The sequence below is a fragment of the Bacteroides reticulotermitis JCM 10512 genome (assembly GCF_000517545.1).
GTDB classification, from domain to species: domain Bacteria; phylum Bacteroidota; class Bacteroidia; order Bacteroidales; family Bacteroidaceae; genus Bacteroides; species Bacteroides reticulotermitis.
The window spans coordinates 90316-113943 of record NZ_BAIV01000015.1; the positions used below are offsets into that span (position 1 = coordinate 90316).

17 protein-coding genes and 4 pseudogenes are annotated in these 23628 nt (G+C 37.7%); 2 read left to right on the forward strand and 19 right to left on the reverse strand.

All coding sequences use genetic code 11. From position 1 onward, the window contains the following. The first annotated feature begins 7 nt into the window (after positions 1-7). Positions 8-1221: pseudogene (locus JCM10512_RS10685) on the forward strand (tetratricopeptide repeat protein). A gap of 433 nt (positions 1222-1654) precedes the next feature. On the opposite strand, the gene JCM10512_RS10690 reads toward JCM10512_RS10685, so the two are convergent. The 19 genes and pseudogenes from JCM10512_RS10690 to tsaD all read right to left on the reverse strand — a co-directional run bounded on the left by JCM10512_RS10690 (position 1655) and on the right by tsaD (position 18964). After that, complete coding sequence (locus JCM10512_RS10690) at positions 1655-2776, reverse strand: universal stress protein (protein WP_044162960.1); 1122 nt, start codon at positions 2774-2776, stop codon at positions 1655-1657. 84 nt (positions 2777-2860) lie between these two features. Beyond that, entirely contained in the window at positions 2861-3151 is a 291-nt protein-coding gene (locus tag JCM10512_RS10695; RefSeq protein WP_044162898.1) for a hypothetical protein, read from the reverse strand. A gap of 123 nt (positions 3152-3274) precedes the next feature. Next, positions 3275-4102: a tetratricopeptide repeat protein gene (locus tag JCM10512_RS10700; protein WP_044162900.1), complete on the reverse strand. Its 828-nt coding sequence runs from the start codon at positions 4100-4102 to the stop codon at positions 3275-3277. Positions 4103-4122: 20 nt separating this feature from the next. After that, the gene (locus tag JCM10512_RS10705) at positions 4123-5949 is read right to left on the reverse strand and encodes a BatD family protein (RefSeq protein WP_044162962.1); all 1827 of its coding nucleotides are present in this window, start codon (positions 5947-5949) and stop codon (positions 4123-4125) included. 33 nt (positions 5950-5982) lie between these two features. Next, positions 5983-6693 (reverse strand): annotated as a pseudogene (locus tag JCM10512_RS10710) (tetratricopeptide repeat protein). A 2-nt stretch (positions 6694-6695) separates the two neighbouring features. After that, positions 6696-7724, reverse strand: a complete 1029-nt coding sequence (locus JCM10512_RS10715) for a VWA domain-containing protein (RefSeq protein ID WP_044162903.1) — start codon at positions 7722-7724, stop codon at positions 6696-6698. Between the two features lie 53 nt (positions 7725-7777). Continuing rightward, complete coding sequence (locus tag JCM10512_RS10720) at positions 7778-8761, reverse strand: vWA domain-containing protein (protein WP_044162905.1); 984 nt, start codon at positions 8759-8761, stop codon at positions 7778-7780. Between the two features lie 31 nt (positions 8762-8792). Next, positions 8793-9869, reverse strand: coding sequence for a BatD family protein (locus tag JCM10512_RS10725; RefSeq protein WP_044162908.1), 1077 nt, complete (start codon positions 9867-9869; stop codon positions 8793-8795). A 1-nt stretch (position 9870) separates the two neighbouring features. After that, positions 9871-10738: pseudogene (locus tag JCM10512_RS10730) on the reverse strand (DUF58 domain-containing protein). A gap of 24 nt (positions 10739-10762) precedes the next feature. Continuing rightward, positions 10763-11758, reverse strand: a complete 996-nt coding sequence (locus JCM10512_RS10735; RefSeq protein WP_044162910.1) for an AAA family ATPase — start codon at positions 11756-11758, stop codon at positions 10763-10765. A 236-nt stretch (positions 11759-11994) separates the two neighbouring features. Then, the gene (locus tag JCM10512_RS10740; RefSeq protein ID WP_044162912.1) at positions 11995-13215 is read right to left on the reverse strand and encodes an HU family DNA-binding protein; all 1221 of its coding nucleotides are present in this window, start codon (positions 13213-13215) and stop codon (positions 11995-11997) included. Positions 13216-13226: 11 nt separating this feature from the next. Further along, on the reverse strand, positions 13227-13499 hold the full coding sequence (locus JCM10512_RS10745; protein WP_044162914.1) for an HU family DNA-binding protein: 273 nt from the start codon (positions 13497-13499) through the stop codon (positions 13227-13229). Beyond that, positions 13492-14802 (reverse strand): 30S ribosomal protein S12 methylthiotransferase RimO, encoded by a 1311-nt coding sequence (gene rimO / locus JCM10512_RS10750; RefSeq protein ID WP_044162916.1) that lies wholly within the window; start codon positions 14800-14802, stop codon positions 13492-13494. The genes JCM10512_RS10745 and rimO overlap by 8 nt, the downstream gene beginning before the upstream one ends. Next, a complete protein-coding gene (gene ftsY / locus JCM10512_RS10755) occupies positions 14799-15758 on the reverse strand; it encodes a signal recognition particle-docking protein FtsY (RefSeq protein WP_044162918.1) in 960 nt (319 codons plus the stop codon). The genes rimO and ftsY overlap by 4 nt, the downstream gene beginning before the upstream one ends. Before the next feature lie 139 nt (positions 15759-15897). Continuing rightward, positions 15898-16056: a DUF4295 domain-containing protein gene (locus JCM10512_RS22000; protein ID WP_081741286.1), complete on the reverse strand. Its 159-nt coding sequence runs from the start codon at positions 16054-16056 to the stop codon at positions 15898-15900. A gap of 14 nt (positions 16057-16070) precedes the next feature. Continuing rightward, positions 16071-16259, reverse strand: a complete 189-nt coding sequence (gene rpmG / locus JCM10512_RS10760; protein ID WP_044162920.1) for a 50S ribosomal protein L33 — start codon at positions 16257-16259, stop codon at positions 16071-16073. Positions 16260-16279: 20 nt separating this feature from the next. Beyond that, positions 16280-16540 (reverse strand): 50S ribosomal protein L28, encoded by a 261-nt coding sequence (gene rpmB / locus JCM10512_RS10765; protein ID WP_044162922.1) that lies wholly within the window; start codon positions 16538-16540, stop codon positions 16280-16282. A gap of 121 nt (positions 16541-16661) precedes the next feature. Next, positions 16662-17894 carry a CinA family nicotinamide mononucleotide deamidase-related protein gene (locus tag JCM10512_RS10770; RefSeq protein ID WP_044162924.1) on the reverse strand — a complete coding sequence of 411 codons (1233 nt, stop codon included), beginning with the start codon at positions 17892-17894 and terminating at the stop codon, positions 16662-16664. A gap of 50 nt (positions 17895-17944) precedes the next feature. After that, on the reverse strand, positions 17945-18964 hold the full coding sequence (gene tsaD / locus JCM10512_RS10775) for a tRNA (adenosine(37)-N6)-threonylcarbamoyltransferase complex transferase subunit TsaD (RefSeq protein WP_044162926.1): 1020 nt from the start codon (positions 18962-18964) through the stop codon (positions 17945-17947). 201 nt (positions 18965-19165) lie between these two features. Here tsaD and JCM10512_RS10780 point away from each other — a divergent pair. Further along, a pseudogene (locus JCM10512_RS10780) lies at positions 19166-23625 on the forward strand (translocation/assembly module TamB domain-containing protein). Positions 23626-23628: the final 3 nt, after the last annotated feature.

Here is a 23628-nt window from a genome sequence, read left to right on the forward strand (position 1 = left end):
AACAATCATGAAAAGAGTATTATTTTCAGTGGTTTTATTAATGGCAACTGGCTTTGCATTTGCTCAAGTTAAGAGCGTAAAAGAAGCCAAGCGTCTTGCTAGTGATGTAAAACCGGATTTTTCTAAAGCAGAGCAGTTGATCAATGCTGCTACAAAAGACTCTGAGACCAAAGATCTTGCTGACACATGGGATGTTGCCGGATTTATTCAGAAGCGTTTTAATGAAGAACAAATGAAAAACGCTTTCTTGAAAAAACCGTATGATACATTGAAGGTATACAACAGCATTCTCAAAATGTATGAGTACTACAACAAATGTGATGAATTGGCTGAAGTACCCAATGAAAAGGGGAAGATTAAGAATAAGTATAGAAAAGTAAATGCATCCAGCATGTTGGCTGAACGTCCCAATCTAATAAATGGGGGTATTCAATTTTTTAACATGAATAAGAATAAGGAAGCTTTAAGTTTCTTCGCTACTTACTTGGAGTCAGCTTCTTATCCAATGTTGGCTGAGAGTAATTTAGCTAAGAGTGATACTCTAATGGCGCAAGTAGCATATTATGCAACTTTAGCTGCAGACCGGGTAGGAGATAAAGATGCGATCATAAAGTTTGCTCCTTTTGCTCTTACTGATCCGGATGGTGGTAAATTCGCTATGCAATTGATGGCTGATGCTTACAAGGCTAAAGGAGATACTGCGCAGTGGGTTAAATCATTAGAGGAAGGTATTGTTAAATTCCCAACTAATGATTATTTCTTTGCTAATTTGGTTGATTATTATAATAGTATTGAGCAGCCTTCAAAAGCGATGGCCTTTGCTGATAATATGCTCAAGAGTGATCCTAACAATAAATTGTATTTATATGTTAAAGCATATCTTTATCATAATATGAAAGAGTATGATAATGCTATTGTATATTATAAGAAAGCCATTGAAGCTGATTCTCAGTATGCAGAAGCATATTCTAATGTTGGCTTAGTATATTTAATGAAGGCTCAGGAATTTGCTGATAAAGCAACTACTGATATTAATGATCCCAAATATGCAGTAGCTCAAGCTACAGTGAAGAAATTCTATGAAGAGGCTAAACCGTATTATGAAAAGGTAAGAGCTTGAAGCCCGATCAAAAGGATTTGTGGTTGCAAGGACTTTATAGAGTTTATTATAACTTGAATATGGGACCTGAATTTGAAGAGATCGATAAAATGATGAAATAGTTTCATTATCGTATATTAAATAGAATAAGCGAGTGTGTCGATTGGCATACTCGCTTATTTTTTATGTACCTAAAGATGTCATGGTGAGGGATTTGATTAGGAGAATTAGCAGGATTGAATATAATTTATTAAATTTACCCCATTACACAGGACCTTTGGATAAAAATAATAAGATATGAGTATGTCATCAGAAAAATGACAAGAGACGCTTGTATCAGTTTTGATATGAGAAAGAAAATAATAATAAAATTATGTGCTATAGTTGTTGGTAATATGGATTGAGTCCCAAATACTAAGGCAGGCTAATAAATGTAGAATGCAACTATAATTGATATTATGTTTAATATCTTATTCCAAAAACAAAAAGTAATCCCTATTCTTCTGTCATTCGAATAGATGCAAATCTACTCTTTTCTAGTCTCAAAAACTCTAACTAGTCTTTTATCACCAATAAAGGAGTATCTGAATGAAATATCATTTTGCGAGCAATTCCAGGATTGAATAAACGAGCAAAGATATTTCTCTTGTATGAAGTTAAAGTAATAACATCAATTTGGTTATCATTTATGTATTTGTCAAGTCCCTTAAGCAAGTTATCACTCATTACTACATCATGATGAATTTCTAATCCGGGATATTGTCTACTAAAGTATTCCTTAATACCAGCTAGCTTTATTTCGTTCCACTTATCCTTTAGTTCGGTAAGATGGATTAATGACACTGAAAAATGGAAAGCTTTCCAAGCTTCGAAAAAAACTTCAAAAGCTATTAAGTCTCTTTGATCAAAGTTTGTTAGAAAAGCAATTTTTCGAACTTCGCCAAATTGCTTAAATGGTGTATTCTCCGGAATTGCCAATACAGTGGTACGACTGCGGTCGATAACTTCAGCAGTAACACTACCTATCAAGTCAATATCTTTCTGATTTTTCCCACGTGTACCCATTATTATAACTTTGGGGCGCTGTTCCTTGGCATATCGTAGGATTTCTTCTTCGGGAATTCCTTCGCGTAATATACACGAGTATTTGACGTTTGGTAATTCCTTCGATTTTATTTTTTCGTTTATACTGTTCGATAATGTATTTAAGTCAGCATGGACTTTCTTGATAATTGTTTTGGTCGATTCTTCATCATTTATCTGATAATTGAATACATCACCATATGGCAACGAAGATGTATACAAAGGCGTAAAGTATACGTGTAACAGTAGCACTTCAGAGTCGTCTTCTTTAGCTAAATTGAACCCAAACTCACACGCCTTCATTGAATAGTTTGAAAAGTCTACCGGAATTAATATTTTCTTAGTGGTACTCTTCACTTCAGGGGTCTTCTCCCCTACTATTCCTTCAGATAACCAAGCGGAACTTTCTGTTATTTTAAGGGCGCAAGGTAAATCGCTCTCTTTAATGCGCACACGAACGCCTGAAGAAATTACAGGCTGAATTTGATTTACATTATGAATGTGTGCTTCTATTCCTTCATTTTCAAGAACATTCTTCAATATCTGAGCTTTTGTATAAGTCAGAATAGCCAAAGTAACTAATTTATCTTCCATATAGCCAAGAACTTTTAATAATATTAGAGAAATAAATAATAAATCCCAATTGTATTGTAGCAATTGGGATCTGGTCATTATATCTTAAATTTGCGCAGGTTCGGTAGCCTGTTCCTTTTGTATACTCATATTTATATCATTCAAAATTTTTAGAGCCCGGTCGAGAACGGTTGTATCATCTATCATCACTAGACCTCCATCAGGACCAGGCTCGAGATGTATTCCAACACTTTTTCCCTCCTTGAAATTATGGCCTCCGAAAAAGTTTCGCACTGTATCTACGTGTAATCCAAGTTCATCTGCTATTCTATGCATGCTACCGCTGGGCAATGAATCTTTAATCTTACGAAGCTCATTAAATGTTATTGTTCTCATGTCTCATAAATTTAATGGTTAATACTATGTGAATTTTATCACGCTATAAACTTAAGCAAAAAAAAGATAAAACAAATTATTTGCTTATCTTTTTTCCTTTTATCTATAAAATGTATTAACAGTTTATATGGCTTCAATGGCTTCTGCAGATACCCATCCTACTTTACCATCTTCTAATCGAATTTCCTTCCATTCTTTCATCGAATTGTCTTTGATCGTAACTTTTCTTCCTTCGTGTAAAACAAATAGGCTTGTTCCACTATCACTCGGGGTACTACGTACGGTTATGCTTGGAGCCATGACTATTGCTAAATCTCGCTCAATGAGACGCTTCTTTTGCTGAGATGCAAATAGATTGGAGGATATCGTTATGATTAATAAAATAACTCCTAAAATAAAGCCTGTTTTTTTAAGTACTATTTGCTTTGAAAAGATGAAGAGGTATAAAGCAACAATCAATAAGATGAAAGAGACAATGCCACAAGCAGCCCACCCATCTACACTCATGCTATTTATAAGAGACTTTATCCAAGATATAAAGAAAATATCTGGAACAGGTTCAACTTTATCAATAGTTTTGGAATATGCAACTTCAAGGTTAGCTCGAATATCACTATTACCAGGCTGCAAAAGCAATGCACGTTCATAATTAAGTATTGCTTTGGCTATGTTATCTGTCTTATAGTAGCAATTTCCTAAATTATAGTAAAGATCTGCTGCTTCTCCTTTTTTAAGTATGGTTTCATATACTTCAATGGCAGATATATAATCGTTTTTCATATACGCAGAATCACCATCTATTTTTGTCGCATTTTCTAATTTGGTATTAGAAAATGCAGCATGCGAATTAGTGTGAGTAGAATCTGCTGTTGTGCTGATAGCCAGAGAATCTTGCCCGAAGCTAGTAGCTGATATTATTAAACTGAATATGAGGCATAATATTTTTTTCATAACACTATATTTCTCTCTTTTTAATGTTTTATCGAATTTTCCATTTTACTTATTACTTCAATGGAAGATGAATAGACTTTGTCCATAGCTTGGTTCTCATCCCCAGGAGCAAAACGAGCAAATTCACATTCGTTCAAAGCGTTTAGGAAGTCACGGATCAACTCTTCATCTACGCCATGCTTAATAAGCTTTTCTTCAATATTATCTTTGGTCAAACGAGAAACCGGTATGTTCAGTTTGTCACTAATATACCCCCACAGAGCTTTTAAAACTTCATCATAGAAAGATTCTTTTTTATTCTCAGAAAGTAATTTTCCAGCTAGTTTCATGCGCTTAATCGCTACTTTGTTAGCCTTTTTAGTACGTACTTTCGCAACATTAGCATTAGCTGCGGCCTGCTTGCGGTATACAATGAAGAAAATAACAAAAGCAATAGCCGGTATAATATAGAGTAACCAATAGCCAATTGAACTATAGAAGAAACTTCCCTTAGGTGCTACTTGGACATCTCCCTGTTTAATGAATCTGATATCTTCACCCAGGACTTTCAGATCTTCTTTATTGGTAAAGTTAGCAATAACTTGATCAGCATTGCCAGCTCCCTTTTCTATGTTTACTACATACTCTTCAGTTTTTAAGGTTTTGTAGGATTTGGAGCGAATATCAAAATAACTAAATGAAATTCCTGGTATTTTGAAAGTACCGGCATGCCGGGGAATCGCTAAATATTCAATAACTTTATTCCCAGATAATCCCTCTCGGGTAAGTCTGACTTGATTATCAACTTTGGGATCATAAACTTCAAAGTCTTCTGGAAATTTAATTGTCGGATTAGAAATCAGCTTTAAGTTTCCGGTACCAGATATCGCCAGTTTTATAGTTAAGGCATCGTTTGTCTTTAAGTCTTTATTATTAATGGAAGAAGTAATGTTGAATTCTCCGACACCACCCGAAAAATCAGCTGGTTTACCAGCAGGAAGTGCATTAACATTTATGGCAATTTTAGGAGTCGAAATATTCTTTTTAGCTTCAACAACGTTGCTTCCTCCATTGAAAAACGCATCGAATGGATCTGCGTTTTGAACAGCCTTTCTTACAGTAAGTTCAAACTGTGCCGGGTCTATAAATAATTTGCCCGACTGTTGAGGGAAAAGTACAAACTGCCGGTAGATAGTACTGTAATAATTACGTCCTTTATAATGCTCTGGAGTCCATTTGGCATTATTCGACATCTCTATTTCTTGAGAATGAAAACCTTTAAAATCGGGCAATTTAGCATTGTTTAATTGCATGTCATGCTCTCTCGTATAAATCTTGTACGTCAAGACAAAGGCTTCTTGTTCATAGACGGATGTCTTGCTAGCTGTTGCTGTGACAAACAAATCCTGGGAAGACGTATTATTGCCTGATGAAGCTCGGTTAGACGACGAACCATCAGAGCTACTTTGTCCACTTGATTGATCTTGTGGCAAAACCTTCACCCTTACGGAGTTAGATACCATTTGGTTACCATCGGCTATAATTGAGGCTCCAGGAATAGTAAACTCGCCGGTAGCATTTGCCATTAAGATATAAGTAAACGTTATGCTACTAGCTGAAGATACGTTTCCATTGATTATTTGTGTACTACTTTGTTGTGAACGACTAGGGCCCATCAACACATCAAAGCCCTTGATAGATGGGGCTCGAAAGTCTTTCACTTTCTGTGTTGTTATTGTATAAGATAATCTGAATTGATCGCCTGTTACAACTGCATCGGGTGCAGATGCAGTAAATGTCACCTTATCGGCAAATGCGTAGGTGCTTATTGCTATCAATCCTATCAATAAAACAATCAGTTTTCTCATTGCTTGAATTTTTATCATCTACTATTCTAATATTTACCAGTCTTTTTCCAAACGTCCGCCTTGTATTACTCTCTGTTGCTTTTTCACTTTGTCCTGCGTATCTTTTTCATCTTGCATTACAGAATTAAGTAATTGCTCAGCATTTTCTTTAGACATCTGATTGTCTTTCTTTTCAGGTTTGGGTGGTTGTTGTTCTTCTTTCTTGTTGTCTTTCTGTTGTTCGTTTTGTTTGTCCTTATTTGGATCGTCTTTTTTATCCTGCTTTTGATCTTTATCTTGGTTTTGGTCTTTGTTGTTGCTGTTGATCTTTTAATAGCTTTTGTGCAAGAGCCAGATTATATCGAGTTTCATGATCAGCAGGATTATTTCGTAGAGACATCTTATAAGCTTCTACCGCTTTAGCATAATCTTTAGCCGCCTGAAAAAGCACTCCCATATTGTGGTAAATATGAGCTTGTTTGGCTTATCCTTCTCAATATTACTTGCAGCAACATATTGTTCCATAGCTTCTTTAAACTTTTGTTGTTGCGAAAGCGTGTTTCCAAGATTATACATCGATACAGTTGACTTTGGATTAACTTCCAAAGCCTTGCGATAGTTTACTTCTGCTTCTACAAAGGTGCTATCGTTAAAGAGCCGATTGCCTTTACGAATATAGTCTCTCTCTGCTTTTTGGGCGGCTACATTAATTGTAAAGATTAATAAGATAGCCGACAGAATATATTTACAGCTTGATATATACATGGTTATTTTTTATTTGAAAAGAGATGAATGTTTCTAAATAGCGGATTCTTCCGTTCTAAAATCAACATTTCGATCAATAATAATACTAAAATGATCCAAGCTATTGCTTGAAATTGTTCATTGTACTCTGTATAGACCTTCGATTCAACATCAGCTTTAGACATTTTGCTTATTTCTTGGCTAATTGCTTTTTGAGCTGAGTTTGTATTGTCTACACGCACATAAATACCTTTTCCCTCTTTAGCTATTTCCTGGCACATTCCTTCATCAAGTCGGGTTACAATTACGTTACCTTCGCGATCACGTCGATAATCATTGCTACCTTCAATAGGAATTGGGGCACCATCAGGCATACCTACTCCTAAAACACTTACCTGAATAGCTTTCCCGGCAGCATCTTTTGCGGCTTCTACTGCCCCTCCTTCATGATTTTCACCATCAGTGATTACGATAATAGAGCGCCCCACCCCTTCTTGCGGAGTAAAACTGCGAGTTGCCAAACCTATAGCTTGGCCAATAGCGGTTCCTTGTTTTGAAATAAGCGAAGGAGATATAGACTCAAGAAACATTTTGGCAGAGATATAATCACTGGTAATAGGCAGCTGAGTGAAAGCATCACCGGCAAATACAATCAAGCCTACTTTATCATTATCAAGCTCATCTACTAATCGTGAAACAAGTCTTTTAGATTTTTCTAAGCGACTTGGTTGGACATCTTGTGCGAGCATTGAATTTGAGATATCCAATGCTATGATGACTTCTACTCCCTTACGCTTAACTGTTTCAAGCTTAGAACCGAATTGCGGGCGAGCTAATAAAACCGTAAACAACGCTATGGCCGCAAAAATAATCCAAAATTTTATATCCGGTCGATATTTAGAGACATCGGGCATCAATTGTGCAAGTAGTGTCGGATCTCCAAAACTACGGATTGCTTTCCTTCTCCTATAATTAGATAAAAGATAGAAAGCTGCTATTATAGGTAATAGCAACAATAAGTATAAATATGTAGGTTCTTCAAATCGAAACATCTTATTTCTTTTTTATATATTACACTTTTCAACCAATAAAAGATTAAGCCTGTTTAAGGTATCTTTTTAAGTATGGAGTTACGTAATAACACTTCCAATAAAATACAGAGAAAAGCAGCAAGAGCAAACCATTGGTACTCTTCATCCCGTTTACTGTATTCTTTGACATTGAGTTTTGTTTTTTCCAGTTTATCTATTTCCTCATAAACCTCTTTTAGCTTAGAATTACTAGTTGCTCGAAAATAGTTTCCGTCTGTAGTTCCTGCAATTTGAGTCAATGTTTTTTCGTCAATTTCCACAGGCAAATTGATATATTGCACAGTATTTCCTACAGGGTAAGGATAAGGAGCCATACCATTTGTCCCTACACCAATTGTATATACCCGGATGCCAAAACTTTTAGCTATTTCAGCAGCGGTCAATGGAGAGATGTCTCCTTTATTATTGGTCCCATCGGTTAGTAGGATAATAACTTTAGACTTAGCCTTGCTATCTTTTAGTCGGGTAACTGCATTGGCAACTCCCATACCAACTGCGGTACCATCTTCAATAAGTCCACATTTAATATTGTGAATCATATCCAATAATACAGCATGATCTACTGTTAACGGGCATTGCGTAAAGGTTTCACCGGCAAAAAGCGTTATGCCAATATTATCATTCGGCCGTCCGTTTATAAATTCGGCTGCTACATCTTTAGCCGCTTCTAATCGGTTAGGCTTTAAGTCTTCGGCCAGCATACTAGTAGATACGTCAATAGCTAGCATTATATCAATTCCTTCGATCTCGCTGTTCTGCCACTTATTTGTGGTTTGTGGACGTGCAAGTACTACAATAACCAATACTAAAGCAATGATGCGTAGTATAAATGGTACATGTAGCATGTAATTCTTATAACTTTTTGGAGTATGTGCATATACTCTTGCATCAGAGATTTGAAGGGTAGCATCAGCTCTCTTACGCTTTAATATATACCATACTATATAGGGTATAAGTAGTATTAATAGAAATAAATATTCAATATTAGCAAATACCATTTTATTTACAATTTAATAAATGACTATTCAATTACGCAAAGAGCTCATAAAGTTGCATTCCTATATAGATAAATGTAGCTAGCAGAGCAGTAGAAAGAAAGACAATTCCACAAATCAGCAATACTTTTGTGCGTAACGAACGTTTTTCAATAATCGTAATTTCCGTAGGTTGCGGTTTTTGATTCACCTCTTCCACCTGCTTGGTTTCATTGATGAAGTCAATAGCATTGATAAGATTTGCATCATTTTCGTTCATTTGCGGATCATGTTTAGCAAATTTCACTAAGTCAGCAGTCTGGAATAGATAATTCAGTTCAGATATATCTTCTTTATTCTTGATATCTAGCAGTTCACTAATGATTTCTGTAGATGTCATTTCTAACGCATTAAAACCAAAGCGGTCTTTAATATAATTACGAATAACATCCGTTAGTTGAGTATAATACTCCTTCGGATTTTCTTTTTGCCAGACTTTCTCACCTTTCATTCTCTCTATCTCCTTCATTGCAGCCTGATGTGGCGGTAATTTCGGTTCGATTTTAACTTTACGTATGATAGGTTTATTATCTCGTATTCGCATAATCAAATAAATCAATATACCTAGAAAAGGCAATGCTAGGAATGAACATGCAATCAGTCCATACCAATCTTCCCAAGCAAACGGGGCTTTCATTATAGCCTTTTGCCCAAAGAACTGATCAGGGTGTAAAGTATCTACCGGAATAGAATACACTTTGAGTGCAAGCGCTTTTGACTTATATATTTTACCATCGACGGTAATAGACATAGGTGGCAAATAGTATAAAGCAGAATCGAAAGAGGTTACAGTATATTCCTGAGTGATCAATATCCGCTGGTGATCGTTTAGAAATTGAGAATCAGGTTTGGATGTTTCTATAAGTTCAACGCCGCTAACTAATGTATCAACATAAGTTGGGAAGATAGCTCGTTGTTTAGCGTCCATTGCAACTTGTAATTGAATCTTTGCCTGCTGCCCGATCAGAATTTGTAACGAATCGATTCTTGCCTCTACTGTAACCGATTGCGCAGCAACGTTTACGGCAGACAATAACCATACTAATATTAGTAGAATAATATTTTTATTCATTTTAATTCCGTTTTGCAAATAAATTCAACAATGCTTTTACATAATCTTGGTCGGTTCTTACAGAAACCGAATCTACATTACTTTTTGTAAATGTATCGCCCAATTCTGTTTGTTTTTGTATCCACCAGTCATGATGCGCTTTTCGCACTGCTTTTGAGGAGGTATCGATCCATTGTTCGTGTTCGGTTTCAGCATCTTTAATTCTCATCAACTACCGGAGGCAATTCGCTAACTCTCCTATCATACACTTGTAATGCAACTACATCATGTTTACGATTAGCTATCGTCAGCGCATTTTTAAAACTTTCCTGATCGATGAAGTCTGATAAAATGAAAGCTGTACAACGCCTTTTCATTACATTTGTTAGATATTCCAAAGCCAGTCGAATGTTAGTACGCTTACTTTCAGGCTTAAAATCAATTAGCTCCCGAATAATGTAGAGAATATGTTTGCGTCCTTTTTTAGGAGGAATAAACTTTTCTATCTGATTTGAGAAGAAGATAACTCCAATTTTATCATTATTCTGAATTGCAGAAAATGCCAATGTAGCGGCAATCTCCGTAACCATGTCTTTTTTAAGCTGCTTAACAGTACCAAACTCTAAACTACCGGAAACATCTACCAACAACATGACTGTTAGTTCCCGTTCTTCTTCAAAGACCTTTATATATGGTTTATTGAAGCGTGCAGTAACATTCCAATCAATGTCACGAATATCATCACCAAATTGATATTCACGTACCTCGGAAAAGGACATACCTCTTCCTTTAAAAGCCGTATGATATTGCCCTGCAAAAATATTATTGGACAATCCTCGTGTCTTTATTTCAATCTGGCGAACTTTTCTTAATATTTCACTTGTTTCCATTATAATAATATCTATGCCAGAAAATTAGGGCACTTCAACTTTATTTAGAATTTTGCTGATAATTTCGTCTGAAGTCATATTGTTTGCTTCTGCTTCGTAGGTTAAGCCAATACGGTGGCGAAGCACATCGTGAGCAACAGTACGTACATCTTCAGGAATTACATAACCACGACGTTTAATGAATGCATATGTACGGGCGGCTAACGCCAAATTGATAGAGGCACGCGGTGAACCTCCGAATTGAATCATTTCCTTGAGTTCTTTCAAGTCATATTTTTCAGGGAAACGGGTAGCAAATACAATATCTACGATATAGCGTTCTATCTTTTCATCTAAATACACCTGACGCACGACTTTACGTGCTTCCATAATTTCATCCGCTTTTAAAATAGGCTTGACATTAAATTTATCTCCATTAATATTTTGGCGGATGATTAGTTTCTCTTCTTCCAGTTTAGGATAGTTTATTACTACCTTAAGCATAAAACGGTCAACTTGTGCTTCAGGAAGTGGATAAGTTCCTTCTTGCTCAATCGGATTTTGGGTAGCTAGCACTAAGAAAGGTTCCGGTAAAATAAAAGTTTCTTTTCCAATCGTAACCTGGCGTTCTTGCATTGCTTCCAATAGCGCACTTTGAACTTTAGCCGGAGCACGATTGATTTCATCAGCCAAAACGAAATTAGCAAATACAGGTCCTTTTTGCACTTTAAAAGTTTCATCTTTCTGGCTATATACCATTGTACCGATAACGTCGGCAGGCAATAAGTCAGGTGTAAACTGAATGCGACTGTACTTTGCATCAATAAGTGAGGCGAGTGTTTTAATTGCTAATGTTTTTGCCAATCCAGGTACACCTTCCAATAAAACATGTCCATCAGAAAGCAATCCAATGAGTAGTGATTCAATCAGATGTTTCTGACCAACGATAACTTGGTCCATACCTGTTGTAAGGTTGGTAACGAAAGCACTTTGTCTTTCAATCCGCTCATTTAACTCGCGGATATCAATTGATTCAGCCATAAATACTTAATATTTTATTATTTAATTACCAGTAATAAATTGAAGCCTTGATATTGATAAGCTTTCTATTTTGCTCCCAAAAGTACGCTATTTAATTAACCATTACAACTAAATTTTATTAAAAAACTATGTGGAATCTTTAGATTAAGCTACTTTCATACGCTTTTGTATTTACATAACATTTCACCCAGTCATACAAGGTTGTATAAACTGGGTGAAATGTGAATATGATTCGATTATTGTTTGCTTAGCTCCGGGATCTTAATCGTAGTTCCATATGGAACGTTATCTGGGTTTTTAATTACCCCTGGGTTGTGTTTTACAATATAGGGCCACAGCGCTTTTGTACCATAGAAATGTAATGATACTTTAGTCAATGTCTCCCCTGCTTTAATGGTATGTGTGGTTTTGGTCCCAGATATAGTGTATGTTGCCGAATCCTGATAAACGGGGTCAGCTTTTGTTTTAGTTTCAGCTTTGGGAGTAGCGCTAACTTGCTGTTCTTCTTTAGATACAGACGGAGAAGTTACTTTTTCAGGAACTTCAGGCAGCGTTTCGCCAACTGTGTCTTGATTATTTTCTAATGTATCAATTAGTAATGGCGTCTCTTGTACTGGATTTGCAATAGGCATATCTATCTTGTTTTTATCAACTGAGGAAGAAAATAGATCCGGGTAATAAATAAAAAGCACAGCCCCTCCACATATTAATAATGTTGTTAGTATTATGATTATAAGATATATGGATGATGACTTCTCTTTAGGAGCCTCCCCTTTCTTCTTACTATTTGAAGATGAGTAAATTTCCGAAGATTCTTTTTTAGAATTAACCTTTTCAAGTTCTTTGGCAATGATTTCTTCTGCTGTAACTTGGATATCCTCCTGAGGTGTGCTTATTGGTTGATTATCATAGACAATTGCTGCTGCTTCCTCAGCTGGATGTACAGTCTCTTCAAGTACAGGTTCTATTTCCATGGGAGTAGAAATTAGAGCCGGTTCGTTATACGCTGAATTTATGTTCGATTCAACTTCTGGAGAGGTCTCTTCTTCATTTACACTATCTACTTCAGGTATCTCCTCTTCAAGAATGTCTTCTCCTTCTGGCTCTTCGGTTTGCGTATCATCCAGCAAAGTCTTCTCATTTAAAAGAACGGTTTCAAAATGTGCAAAAGGCTTATTAATTGCGTCTTTTAAGCTACCGTCCGGAGTGAAAGAGACTTTGGTGTGCCCTTGTATTTGAAAACGTTCACCTGTATTTACATTTACGCTTTCCCGACTATCAACGTCTATCAGTTTGAAAGTTCCCAATCCTTTTATCTTCACATAGCTTTCATTTTCGAGAGCCTGCTCTATCAATAGGAAAAACTCCTTGACGAACGCTTCAGCATCCTTCTTGCTCATGCCGTATTTGGATGCTAATAAATCGATGAGGTTTTGAATTGTTAATCTTTCATTCATAATAGAAATATTTATTTGAACTTATCCTTTAGTGTATTACTCGGCCGGTAAGTTGGCACAAGCTTAGGAGGAATCAGCATTCGCTGTTTGCTTGTTGGATTAATTGAGATGCGCTCTATCTTCTTTTTTACTTCGAAGGAGCCAAACCCTTGTATAGTAATGATATTCCCTTCTTCTAATTCTTGTGTCATAGAAGACAGCAAAGAATTAATTAATTCGGAAGTATCCTTAATGGTATATCCCAATCGATTCGACAGTTCAGATGTAAACTCCTTATTATTCATAGCTTTTTATAACCTTTCCATATATGTCAAACTCGTCTGCATCTGTTACTTCAATCTGATAGAAATTACCGATTACTAATGGAGAATCTGTATGTTTAATTAGTACTTCCGGATCTACTTCCGGAGAATCAAACTCGGTTCTTCCAATATAGTAATCTCCTTCTATGCGATCGATGATTACTTTAAACTGCTTGGCAATTTTAGCTGCACTTAATTCGGCAGAAATACCTTGCTGAATATCCATAAGCTCATCCAAACGGGCTTGTTTGATTTCTTGTGGAATTGAATCTTCGTAATGCTTAGCAGCATACGTACCTTCTTCTTCGGAGTAGGTGAACGCTCCCATTCGATCAAAACGAGTCTTGCGCACAAAGTCTTTCAATTCTTCAAAGTCTTCTTCAGTTTCGCCTGGGTGTCCCACCATTAGCGTTGTACGCAAATGTATGCCCGGTACTTCCTTGCGGAACTGCTCAATGAGTCGATAAGTATCTTCTTTGCTCACATGACGCTGCATCTGTTCCAACATATTGTCACTAATGTGCTGTAAAGCGATGTCCATGTAGTTGCAGACATTATCTCTTTCGCGCATAACCCGGAATAAATCCGTTGGGAAATGAGCCGGATATGCGTAATGAAGGCGTATCCATTCTACGCCAGGTACATCAGAAATACGTTCAATTAACTCTGGAAGCATCTGCTTTTTATAGAGATCCACTCCATAGTATGTTAATTCTTGAGCAATTACTTGGAACTCTTTGACGCCTTGTGATACCAAGTATTTTACTTCATCAATGATTTCTTCAATGGGTTTGGATATATGGCGTCCCGTAATTATGGGGATAGCACAATAAGAGCATTTGCGGTCGCACCCTTCTGAAATTTTAAGGTATGCATAATGTTGCGGAGTTGTTAATGTCCTTTCAAGTTGTAACCGCTGATCATATGATTTTCCTAAATCTTTTAATAGTTCTTTCCAGTTAAATTTGCCATAAAACTTATCTACTTGCGGTATCTCAACTGCCAACTCTTTAAGGTAGCGTTCGGAGAGGCATCCCATTACAAAGAGCTTTTCCAAACTTCCCTCTTCCTTGGCTTGCGCAAACTCAAGAATCATATTAATGGATTCTTCTTTTGCGTCACCAATAAAGCCACATGTGTTAATTACTGCAATGTCTCCTTTGGGAGTTTCCGAGTCGTGGGTAACGTCGTATCCTGATTCTTTCAGCTGACGTATCAATTGTTCGGAATCAACCAAGTTTTTAGAACACCCTAGGGTGATTATATCAATTGTTTTTCTTTTCATGCATTTTCTCCAAACAAGGAATCAACAAATTCATTTTTGCGGAAAACTTGTAAGTCTTCCATTCCTTCTCCTAAACCAATATATTTTACCGGTATTTTAAATTGATCTGATATTCCAATAACGACTCCACCTTTTGCTGTACCATCTAGTTTAGTTATTGCCATTGCCGAAACTTCGGTTGCAAGCGTAAATTGTTTAGCTTGCTCAAAAGCGTTTTGCCCGGTTGAGCCATCGAGTACCAGCAACACTTCGTTGGGAGCGTCGGGTACTACTTTTTTCATCACATTTTTAATTTTGGTTAATTCATTCATCAAGCCGACTTTATTGTGCAAGCGGCCGGCAGTATCGATGATTACTACATCCGCATGGTTTGCAACAGCGGAGCTTAATGTGTCAAACGCAACAGATGCTGGATCAGCGCCCATCTTTTGTTTTACAACCGGTACGCCTACTCTCTCACCCCAAATCATCAGTTGCTCTACAGCAGCAGCACGGAAGGTATCTGCAGCTCCCAGATATACGGACTTTCCTGTTTTTTTGAATTGATAAGCTAACTTCCCAATCGTGGTGGTCTTCCCTACTCCGTTTACCCCTACAACCATGATAACATATGGTTTCTTTTCAATAGGCATGTCAAAGTCTGCCACATCATCAGAATTGTTCTCCGTCAGTAAAGCAGCTATCTCTTCACGTAGAATCAGGTTCAATTCTTGGGTATTCACATATTTCTCGGAAGATGCTCGTTTTTCTATACGTTTAATGATGTTGAGAGTAGTCTCTACACCTACATCTGAAGTAATCAGTACTTCTTCCAGATTATCTAGCACTTCATCGTCAACTCTGGATTTACCAGCTATTGCACGAGCGATTTTGCTAAATACGCTTTCTTTGGTCTTAGATAATCCTTTATCTAATGTTTCCTTCTTTTCCTTGGAAAAAAAACTAAAAAATCCCATATTTACAATTCTTTGTATGACACATTATGCTACAAAGATATAATAAAGGATTGGAAAAGTAAGAAAAAGAGCAAAAAAAATCCCCTCATTATTGCTCAATGAGGGGATTCTATATTTTATAGCAAATGTGCTACTTCAATTATTTTTTGAAAAAGTCTTGTACTTTTTCATTCGGAACCATGTGTTCGTCAAAAGTGTAAGCTCCTGTTTTTGGAGATTTAACCATTTTGATAACCTTGGTATAAGCACGACCTTCTTTAGAACCTTCGTGCAAACTTGCTACTGTTTTCTTTGCCATGGATTATACTTCTTTTATTTAATTTCTTTATGTACTGTTACTTTCTTCAAGATTGGGTTGTATTTCTTCAACTCAATTCTTTCAGTTGTATTCTTTCTGTTCTTAGTTGTGATATAACGAGATGTTCCCGGCATTCCACTATCTTTGTGTTCTGTACATTCCAGAATCACTTGCACTCTATTGCCTTTAGCTTTTTTTCCCATTGTAAGTTCTCTCCTCTAGTTTAGCCGATTACTTTAATGTTTTTCCAATCACAATAACCTTTAGATACTGCTTCAATCAGAGCAGCGTCCAGTCCTTTTTTGTTGATAACGCGCAGGCCGTTAGCGCTAATGCTAAGGCTGATCCAACAATCTTGCTCTACATAGTAGAACTTTTTGTTAAACAAGTTCACATCAAAGGTTCTTTTGGTTCTTCTTTTTGAGTGTGATACATTGTTGCCAATCATGGCTCTCTTTCCGGTAATTTGACAAATCTTCGACATTTCTATCTTGTTTTTATAGTTTTATATCTATACTTCTTTCAAACAGGACGCAAAGTAAGCACTTTTATCCAAATAAAACAAGAATTTCTATAAATAATTCGCTTAAAACCACAATTTTTCCTTATTTTATTAGCTCCCTGAGCAATAGAAAGGCATTATTTACAGCTTTTTCAATATTAAGCATTCGTCCATGATTGGTTTCTTGCTTATAAGTTAGAATTTCGTTTTTATAACCAGCTGCAATCCAAACAGTCCCAACGGGTTTATCAGGAGTCCCTCCTCCCGGGCCGGCTATTCCAGATGTAGCTACTGCGCAATCAGTTTTCAACGCATTCATCGCACCTTTCACCATTTCTATTACAGTATCTTCACTTACAGCACCATGCAATTCTAGCGTTGCAGGAGAGACATTGAGAAGGCTTACTTTAATAGTATTATCGTATGCAACTACACTACCCTTAAAATACTCCGAGCTTCCCGCTATAGAAGTTAATCGGGTGGCAATGTTTCCTCCGGTGCAACTTTCTGCGGTGGATACGGTTAATTTCTTTCTTTTCAATAGTTCACCTACCATGATTTCCAATGGAATATCCTCTTCGGTTAGAATATCTGCGCCCAGTAGGTTTTCTAATTTTTCTTTTTCGCAATTCAAGGTGCTCTCTAGGCTATTCTTATCTTTTCCACGTCCAGTTAGGCGTAGGCGGATAATACCCGATTTGGGTAAATAGGCCAATTTAAGGCACTCCGGCAAGGAACTTTCCCACGATTCGAGCTTTTCAGCAAGTACAGATTCCGGATAATGCTGTACCATGAATGTCTGATGTATAATGACATCGGAATGAAATCGTTGATGTAACCTAGGAAGTACTGATTCTTTCATTACAGTTTGCATTTCCAAAGGTACGCCTGGCATTGATACAAGCACTTTATCCCCTCTTTCAAACCAGCTGACAGGAGCACTCCCTACCGGATTGTTAATAACAAGGCAGTCTCTGGGGACCATTGCTTGGCTCTTATTCAAAGCGTTCATTGGAATTTTGCCGGCTAGCAACTGCTTGATATTCTCAAACACGTTTTCACTAAAGACTAATTCTGTATGAAAGTATTTGCAGAGAGTCGTTTTGGTTATGTCATCTTTGGTAGGCCCTAATCCTCCCGTCAGCAAAACAATGCTTACTCTATTGATCGCATTGTCGATTGCTTCCAGAATTTCTTCTTCCCGATCACGAATTGAAACGATCCGAAGTACTTCAATTCCTATCTTATTCAACTCTTGCCCCATCCATGCTGAGTTGGTATCAATGACTTGTCCGATTAGTAATTCGTCACCTATGGTGATAATCTCAGCAAACATATCTATAATTAATTTAATCCATTAATAATTCAACTAAGGATCGAAAAACGCTATAAAGTAACACGAGAATAGGCCGGTAGATCGATCGAGCAGAAATCTTTATCTAAATACTTGAGATAACCGGTAATCGCTATCATTGCTGCATTATCAGTAGTATAGCTAAATTTCGGAATAAAAACATTCCATCCGTATTTTTCCGCATGTTCTCTAAACGAATTGCGTAATCCGTTATTGGCAGAGACTCCTCCGGCAACAGCTATTTCTTTAATCTTATATTCTTTGGCTGCTTTACGGAGCTTATCCATAAGGATATCCACAACTGTAGCTTCGAGTGACGCAGCTAAATCGACTTTATGATGTTCGATAAAGTCGGGGTCTTCTTTCAGCCAGTCGCGCAGAGAATATAAAAAAGAAGTTTTTAGTCCGCTGAAACTATAATCCAGGCCTGCGATGTGCGGTTTACTAAATGTGTAAGCCTTCGGGTTTCCCTGACGGGCTAATTTATCAATAATTGGTCCGCCCGGATAGCCGAGTCCCATTACTTTAGAGCATTTATCTATGGCTTCTCCGGCGGCATCATCAATTGTTTGCCCCAGAATCTCCATGTCATTATAGGATTTTACCAGTATAATTTGCGAATTTCCTCCTGATACCAATAGGCATAGAAAAGGATATTCGGGTTGCTTATTCTCTTCTCCTTCAGCTTTAATAAAATGAGCTAAAACGTGACCTGTTAGGTGATTAACGTCAATCATTGGAATGTCAAGCGAACGGGCGAAGCCCTTTGCAAAGGAAACACCCACCAACAAAGATCCCATCAAGCCAGGCCCCCGCGTAAAAGCTACCGCACTTAATTCTTCTTTAGTCACTCCTGCCTTTTTAAGAGCTTCATGCACTACGGGAACTATATTCTGTTGATGTGCTCTGGATGCTAATTCGGGTACTACTCCGCCATAAGCTTCATGGACCGCTTGACTAGATACGACATTGGATAGCAGGTAACCATCCTTGATAACAGCAGCAGATGTATCATCACAAGATGACTCAATTCCTAAAATAATTACACTCATAAGTCATTAAACTATTTAAACGGTACAAAAGTAATGATAAAACTACGATTCATAACGAACTATTTTATATTTTTGTTCTCGAAATAAAAGTTATTGCATATCAGAACGCTGAAAAGAACTGTACGTTGGATAGTTGGGATTATACTTGGAGTGTATATCGGGGCTATTATTTTGCTGAATATACCAAGTATTCAGCAGGCTTTGAGTGTGTTTGTGGCAGACGAACTGTCGCAGGTCTTGAATTCTAAATTAACTATTGGACGAATTAATATTGGTTTCTTAAATCGAATTATCATTGATGATGTGTTGCTTGACGACCAAAGTGGTAAGGAGATGCTGAAGGTAACCCGCCTTTCGGCTAAATTTGATTTTATCCCCCTATTCAAAGGTAAAGTTTCAATTAGCAATGTGCAACTCTTCGGCTTCAATATCAGTTTGAATAAGCAAACTCCGGACTCCCCTCCTAATTTTAAGTTTGTTTTAGACGCGTTTGCCTCTAAAGACACAATAAAGAAAGATGAAAGTGATCTTGATCTGCGTATTAATTCGGTGTTGATACGACGCGGCCGACTCTCTTATCACGTGCTATCGGAGAAAGAGACACCGGGCAAGTTTAATGCAAAGCATATTCTGATGCAGAATATAATAGCTAATCTGTCGCTGAAAGCTTTGCAAAAGGACTCGGTAAATATCGCAATCAAAAGGCTGAGTGCTGATGAGAAGATGTCGGGCTTCTCTTTAAAGAAATTGAGTTTGAAACTGTTGGCCAATGACAGGCAGATGAAGATTGAGAATTTTGCGATTGAATTGCCTGAGACTTCACTAAAGATGGATACGATTCATTTGAAATATGATAGTCTGGGCGCATTCAACAATTTTGCTGATCAGGTTCATTTTTCTTTTCACACGCTTCCCTCTCAGATTACGTTGAAAGACATAGCTCCCTTTGTGCCAGCCCTATCGCATTTTAAGGAACCCATAACGCTCGACATAAAGGTAGAAGGTACGCTCAATCAGTTGTCTTGTCCGCGCTTGGAAATAACCGCCGAGGATCAACAGTTCCGACTTCGTGGTGATGCTACTTTTCAAGACTTATCACACCCTGAGGATGCTTATATTTATGGCAATCTATCGGAATTTTCAGCCAATAGTCGCAGTGTAGGCTTTCTAGTGCGCAATATTAGTAGTAATTATAATGGAGTTCCTCCGATGCTTTTACGTTTGGGAGACATTGCATTTAAGGGAGAAATATCCGGGTATTTTGCGGATTTGGTAACTTATGGACAGCTACGGACCAGTTTAGGTACGGTTAACACGGACTTAAAGTTAACATCGAATAAGCAAAAGGGCCTTTTCGCATACTCCGGAGGCGTCGAGACAGAGAGTTTTCAGTTGGGTAAGCTTCTGGGGAACGATCTGCTAGGCGAGATTACGCTAAATTTAGATGTGAACGGAAAGCATTATAATAATCAACGCCCGATAGTAGAACTAAAGGATTAATCGCTTCGTTGGAATACAGTAAGCATAAGTATGAAAACATCACGCTGGACGGAGCGTATAAAGCCGGCGGATTTAACGGACAGATAGCGTTGAATGACCCTAGCGGCTCAATTTATCTGAATGGTGATATTAATATGGTGGCGAAAACTCCGACTTTCAACTTTTCTGCTGTAGTAGATAAAGTTCGGCCACATGAGTTGAATTTGACTTCTAACTTTAAAGATGCTGAATTCTCGCTCAAGTTAAGAGCCAACTTTACCGGGGGCTCCATCGATCAGATGATTGGAGAAATCAATGTTGACAGTCTATTATATACAGCTCCGGATAAAGAATACTTCATGAAGAATATGAATATTCAAGCTATTCAGGAGGATAAAAAGAATAAGCTGAAACTTGTTTCTGAGTTTTTAACGGCCGATGTAGAAGGCAATTTTAAGTACCACACGCTGCCGGTAAGTGTTACCAACATTATGCGGAAGTACATACCTTCTTTGTTGCCCGTTCCCAAAAAAGAGATAAAAACAGATAATAATTTTCAGTTTGATATACATATCTATAACACAGATATCTTATCCACCATATTCGATATTCCACTGACCGTTTATTCTCATTCAACGATTAAAGGATCTTTCAATGATGTTTTGCAACGTTTGTATGTAGAAGGATACTTCCCACGATTGCAATATAAGAGTAACTTTATTGAATCGGGTATGTTTTTGTGTGAAAACACCAAGGATCATATTCATGCCAAAGTTCGTCTAACAAACCTGAAGAAAAATGGAGCTGTTAATTTGGCATTGGAAGCGCAGGCTAAGAATGATAATGTAACCGCTACTTTAAACTGGGGAAACAATGCTGTATCGACCTATAGTGGGCAGTTGAGTGCTGTGGCGCAGTTCTTGCATACCGAAGGAGAGAAGTCGCCACTTAAAGCCGTGGTTGATGTAAAACCAACGAATGTGATATTGAATGATACATTGTGGCAGATACATCCTTCGCAAGTAGTTGTCGATTCAGGTAAGGTAAGTGTGAATAATTTCTATTTTAGTCACCGCGATCGGTATGTACGTATTGACGGACGGCTATCCGAGCACCCGCAGGACTCGATAAAAGTGGACCTGAAAGATATAAATATCGGTTATGTATTTGATATAGCGAACATTTCTGACGATGTAAATTTTGAAGGAGATGCTACCGGAACCGTATGTGCCAGTGGAGTATTAAAGAAACCGGTGATGAATGCTCATTTGCTTGTGAAGAACTTCACCCTGAATCAAGGGCGTTTGGGCGATCTGGATGTCATTGGAGGCTGGGATAATGAAAACCGAAGTATCACTCTTGACGCCTATATCAAAGATCGAGCCGCAACGCTTAGTCATGTTACAGGTATTATCCAGCCTTTGAAGCCGGAGAGCGGGCTTGATTTGAATATTGATGCAACTGACTTGAATCTAAAATTCCTGGAACACTATATGAAGTCAATAGCAACTGACATTCGTGGGCGTGGAACAGGTAAGGTGCATTTCTATGGGAAATTTAAAGGCTTAAACCTTGATGGCGCTGTTATGACAGATGCTTCTATGCACTTTGATATTCTCAACACACGGTTTGCTGTTAATGACACCATACATCTTTCGCCAAATGGATTAGACTTTAAGAAAATACGTATCGCTGACATGGAAGGGCATACAGGTACACTGGATGGCTACTTGCGTTATGAGCATTTTAAGAATATGAACTATCGATTTGAAGTGCAAGCTAATAATATGTTGGTGATGAATACGAAAGAAATCACATCTGTGCCTTTCTATGGGACCGTATATGGTACCGGAAATGCCATGTTGACCGGAAATGCAGTTCAGGGTTTGGATGTAAACGTCGCTATGACTACAAATCGTAATACGACTTTCACTTATATCAATGGTAGTGTCGCATCGGCTGCGAGCAATCAGTTTATCAAATTTGTGGATAAGACTCCCCGACGTATGCTGCATGATTCAATTCAATTTGTGTCCTACTACGAAGAAATGCAGCAAAAGAAGCAAGTTGTGGAGGAAGAGCATCAAACTGATATTCGGTTAAACATTCTGGTAGATGCTACTCCCGACGCAACTATGCGCATTATTATGGACCCCATTGCCGGAGATTATATTAGTGGCAAAGGATCGGGCAATATCCGCACGGAATTTTATAACAAAGGGGATGTGAAGATGTTCGGTAATTATCGGATTAGCCAGGGAGTGTATAAGTTTAGCTTGCAAGAAGTCATTCGTAAGGACTTTGTAATCAAAGACGGTAGTAACATCACATTCAACGGTGCTCCCTTGGATGCTAACTTGGATATTCAGGCTTCTTATACGGTTAACTCTGCGTCTTTGAACGACTTGATTCCTGACGCCATGACAATTGTGCAGCAGCCTAATGTGCGTGTAAATTGTATGATGAATCTAAGTGGAATTCTGCTTCGGCCTACCATCAAGTTGGGAATAGAACTACCCAACGAGCGGGATGAGATTCAGTCATTGGTGCGAAACTATATTAGCACGGATGAGCAAATGAATATGCAAATACTTTATTTGTTGGGAATTGGTAAGTTCTATACCGAGGACCGGAATAATAATCAAAACTCCAATGTTATGTCTTCGGTTCTGTCTTCTACCCTATCTGGACAGCTGAATAATGCTCTGTCACAGGTGTTCGACAATAATAACTGGAATATAGGCACTAATTTAAGCACAGGTGACAAGGGGTGGACTGACGTGGAAGTGGAAGGGATCTTGTCCGGGCAGCTGCTAAATAACCGATTGCTTATTAATGGCAACTTTGGCTATCGGGATAATCCGATGGCAAACACAAACTTTGTAGGCGACTTTGAAGCGGAGTGGCTTATCACTCGTACCGGAGATATTCGCTTGAAGGCGTATAACGAGACTAACGACCGCTATTATACGAAGACCAACTTAACGACTCAGGGTATAGGGATTATGTATAAGAAAGACTTCGATAAATGGAATGAGCTCTTATTCTGGAATAACTGGAAGATGCGTAATAAGCGAAAACTCGAAAAGACAGCAACCGAAAAAGAGCCGCAAGATACTATTTCCACTGTAAAAGAAGTAAATTCGGAGGAAGCGCAATCTAAAATAAAAAGAGAACGATAGGTA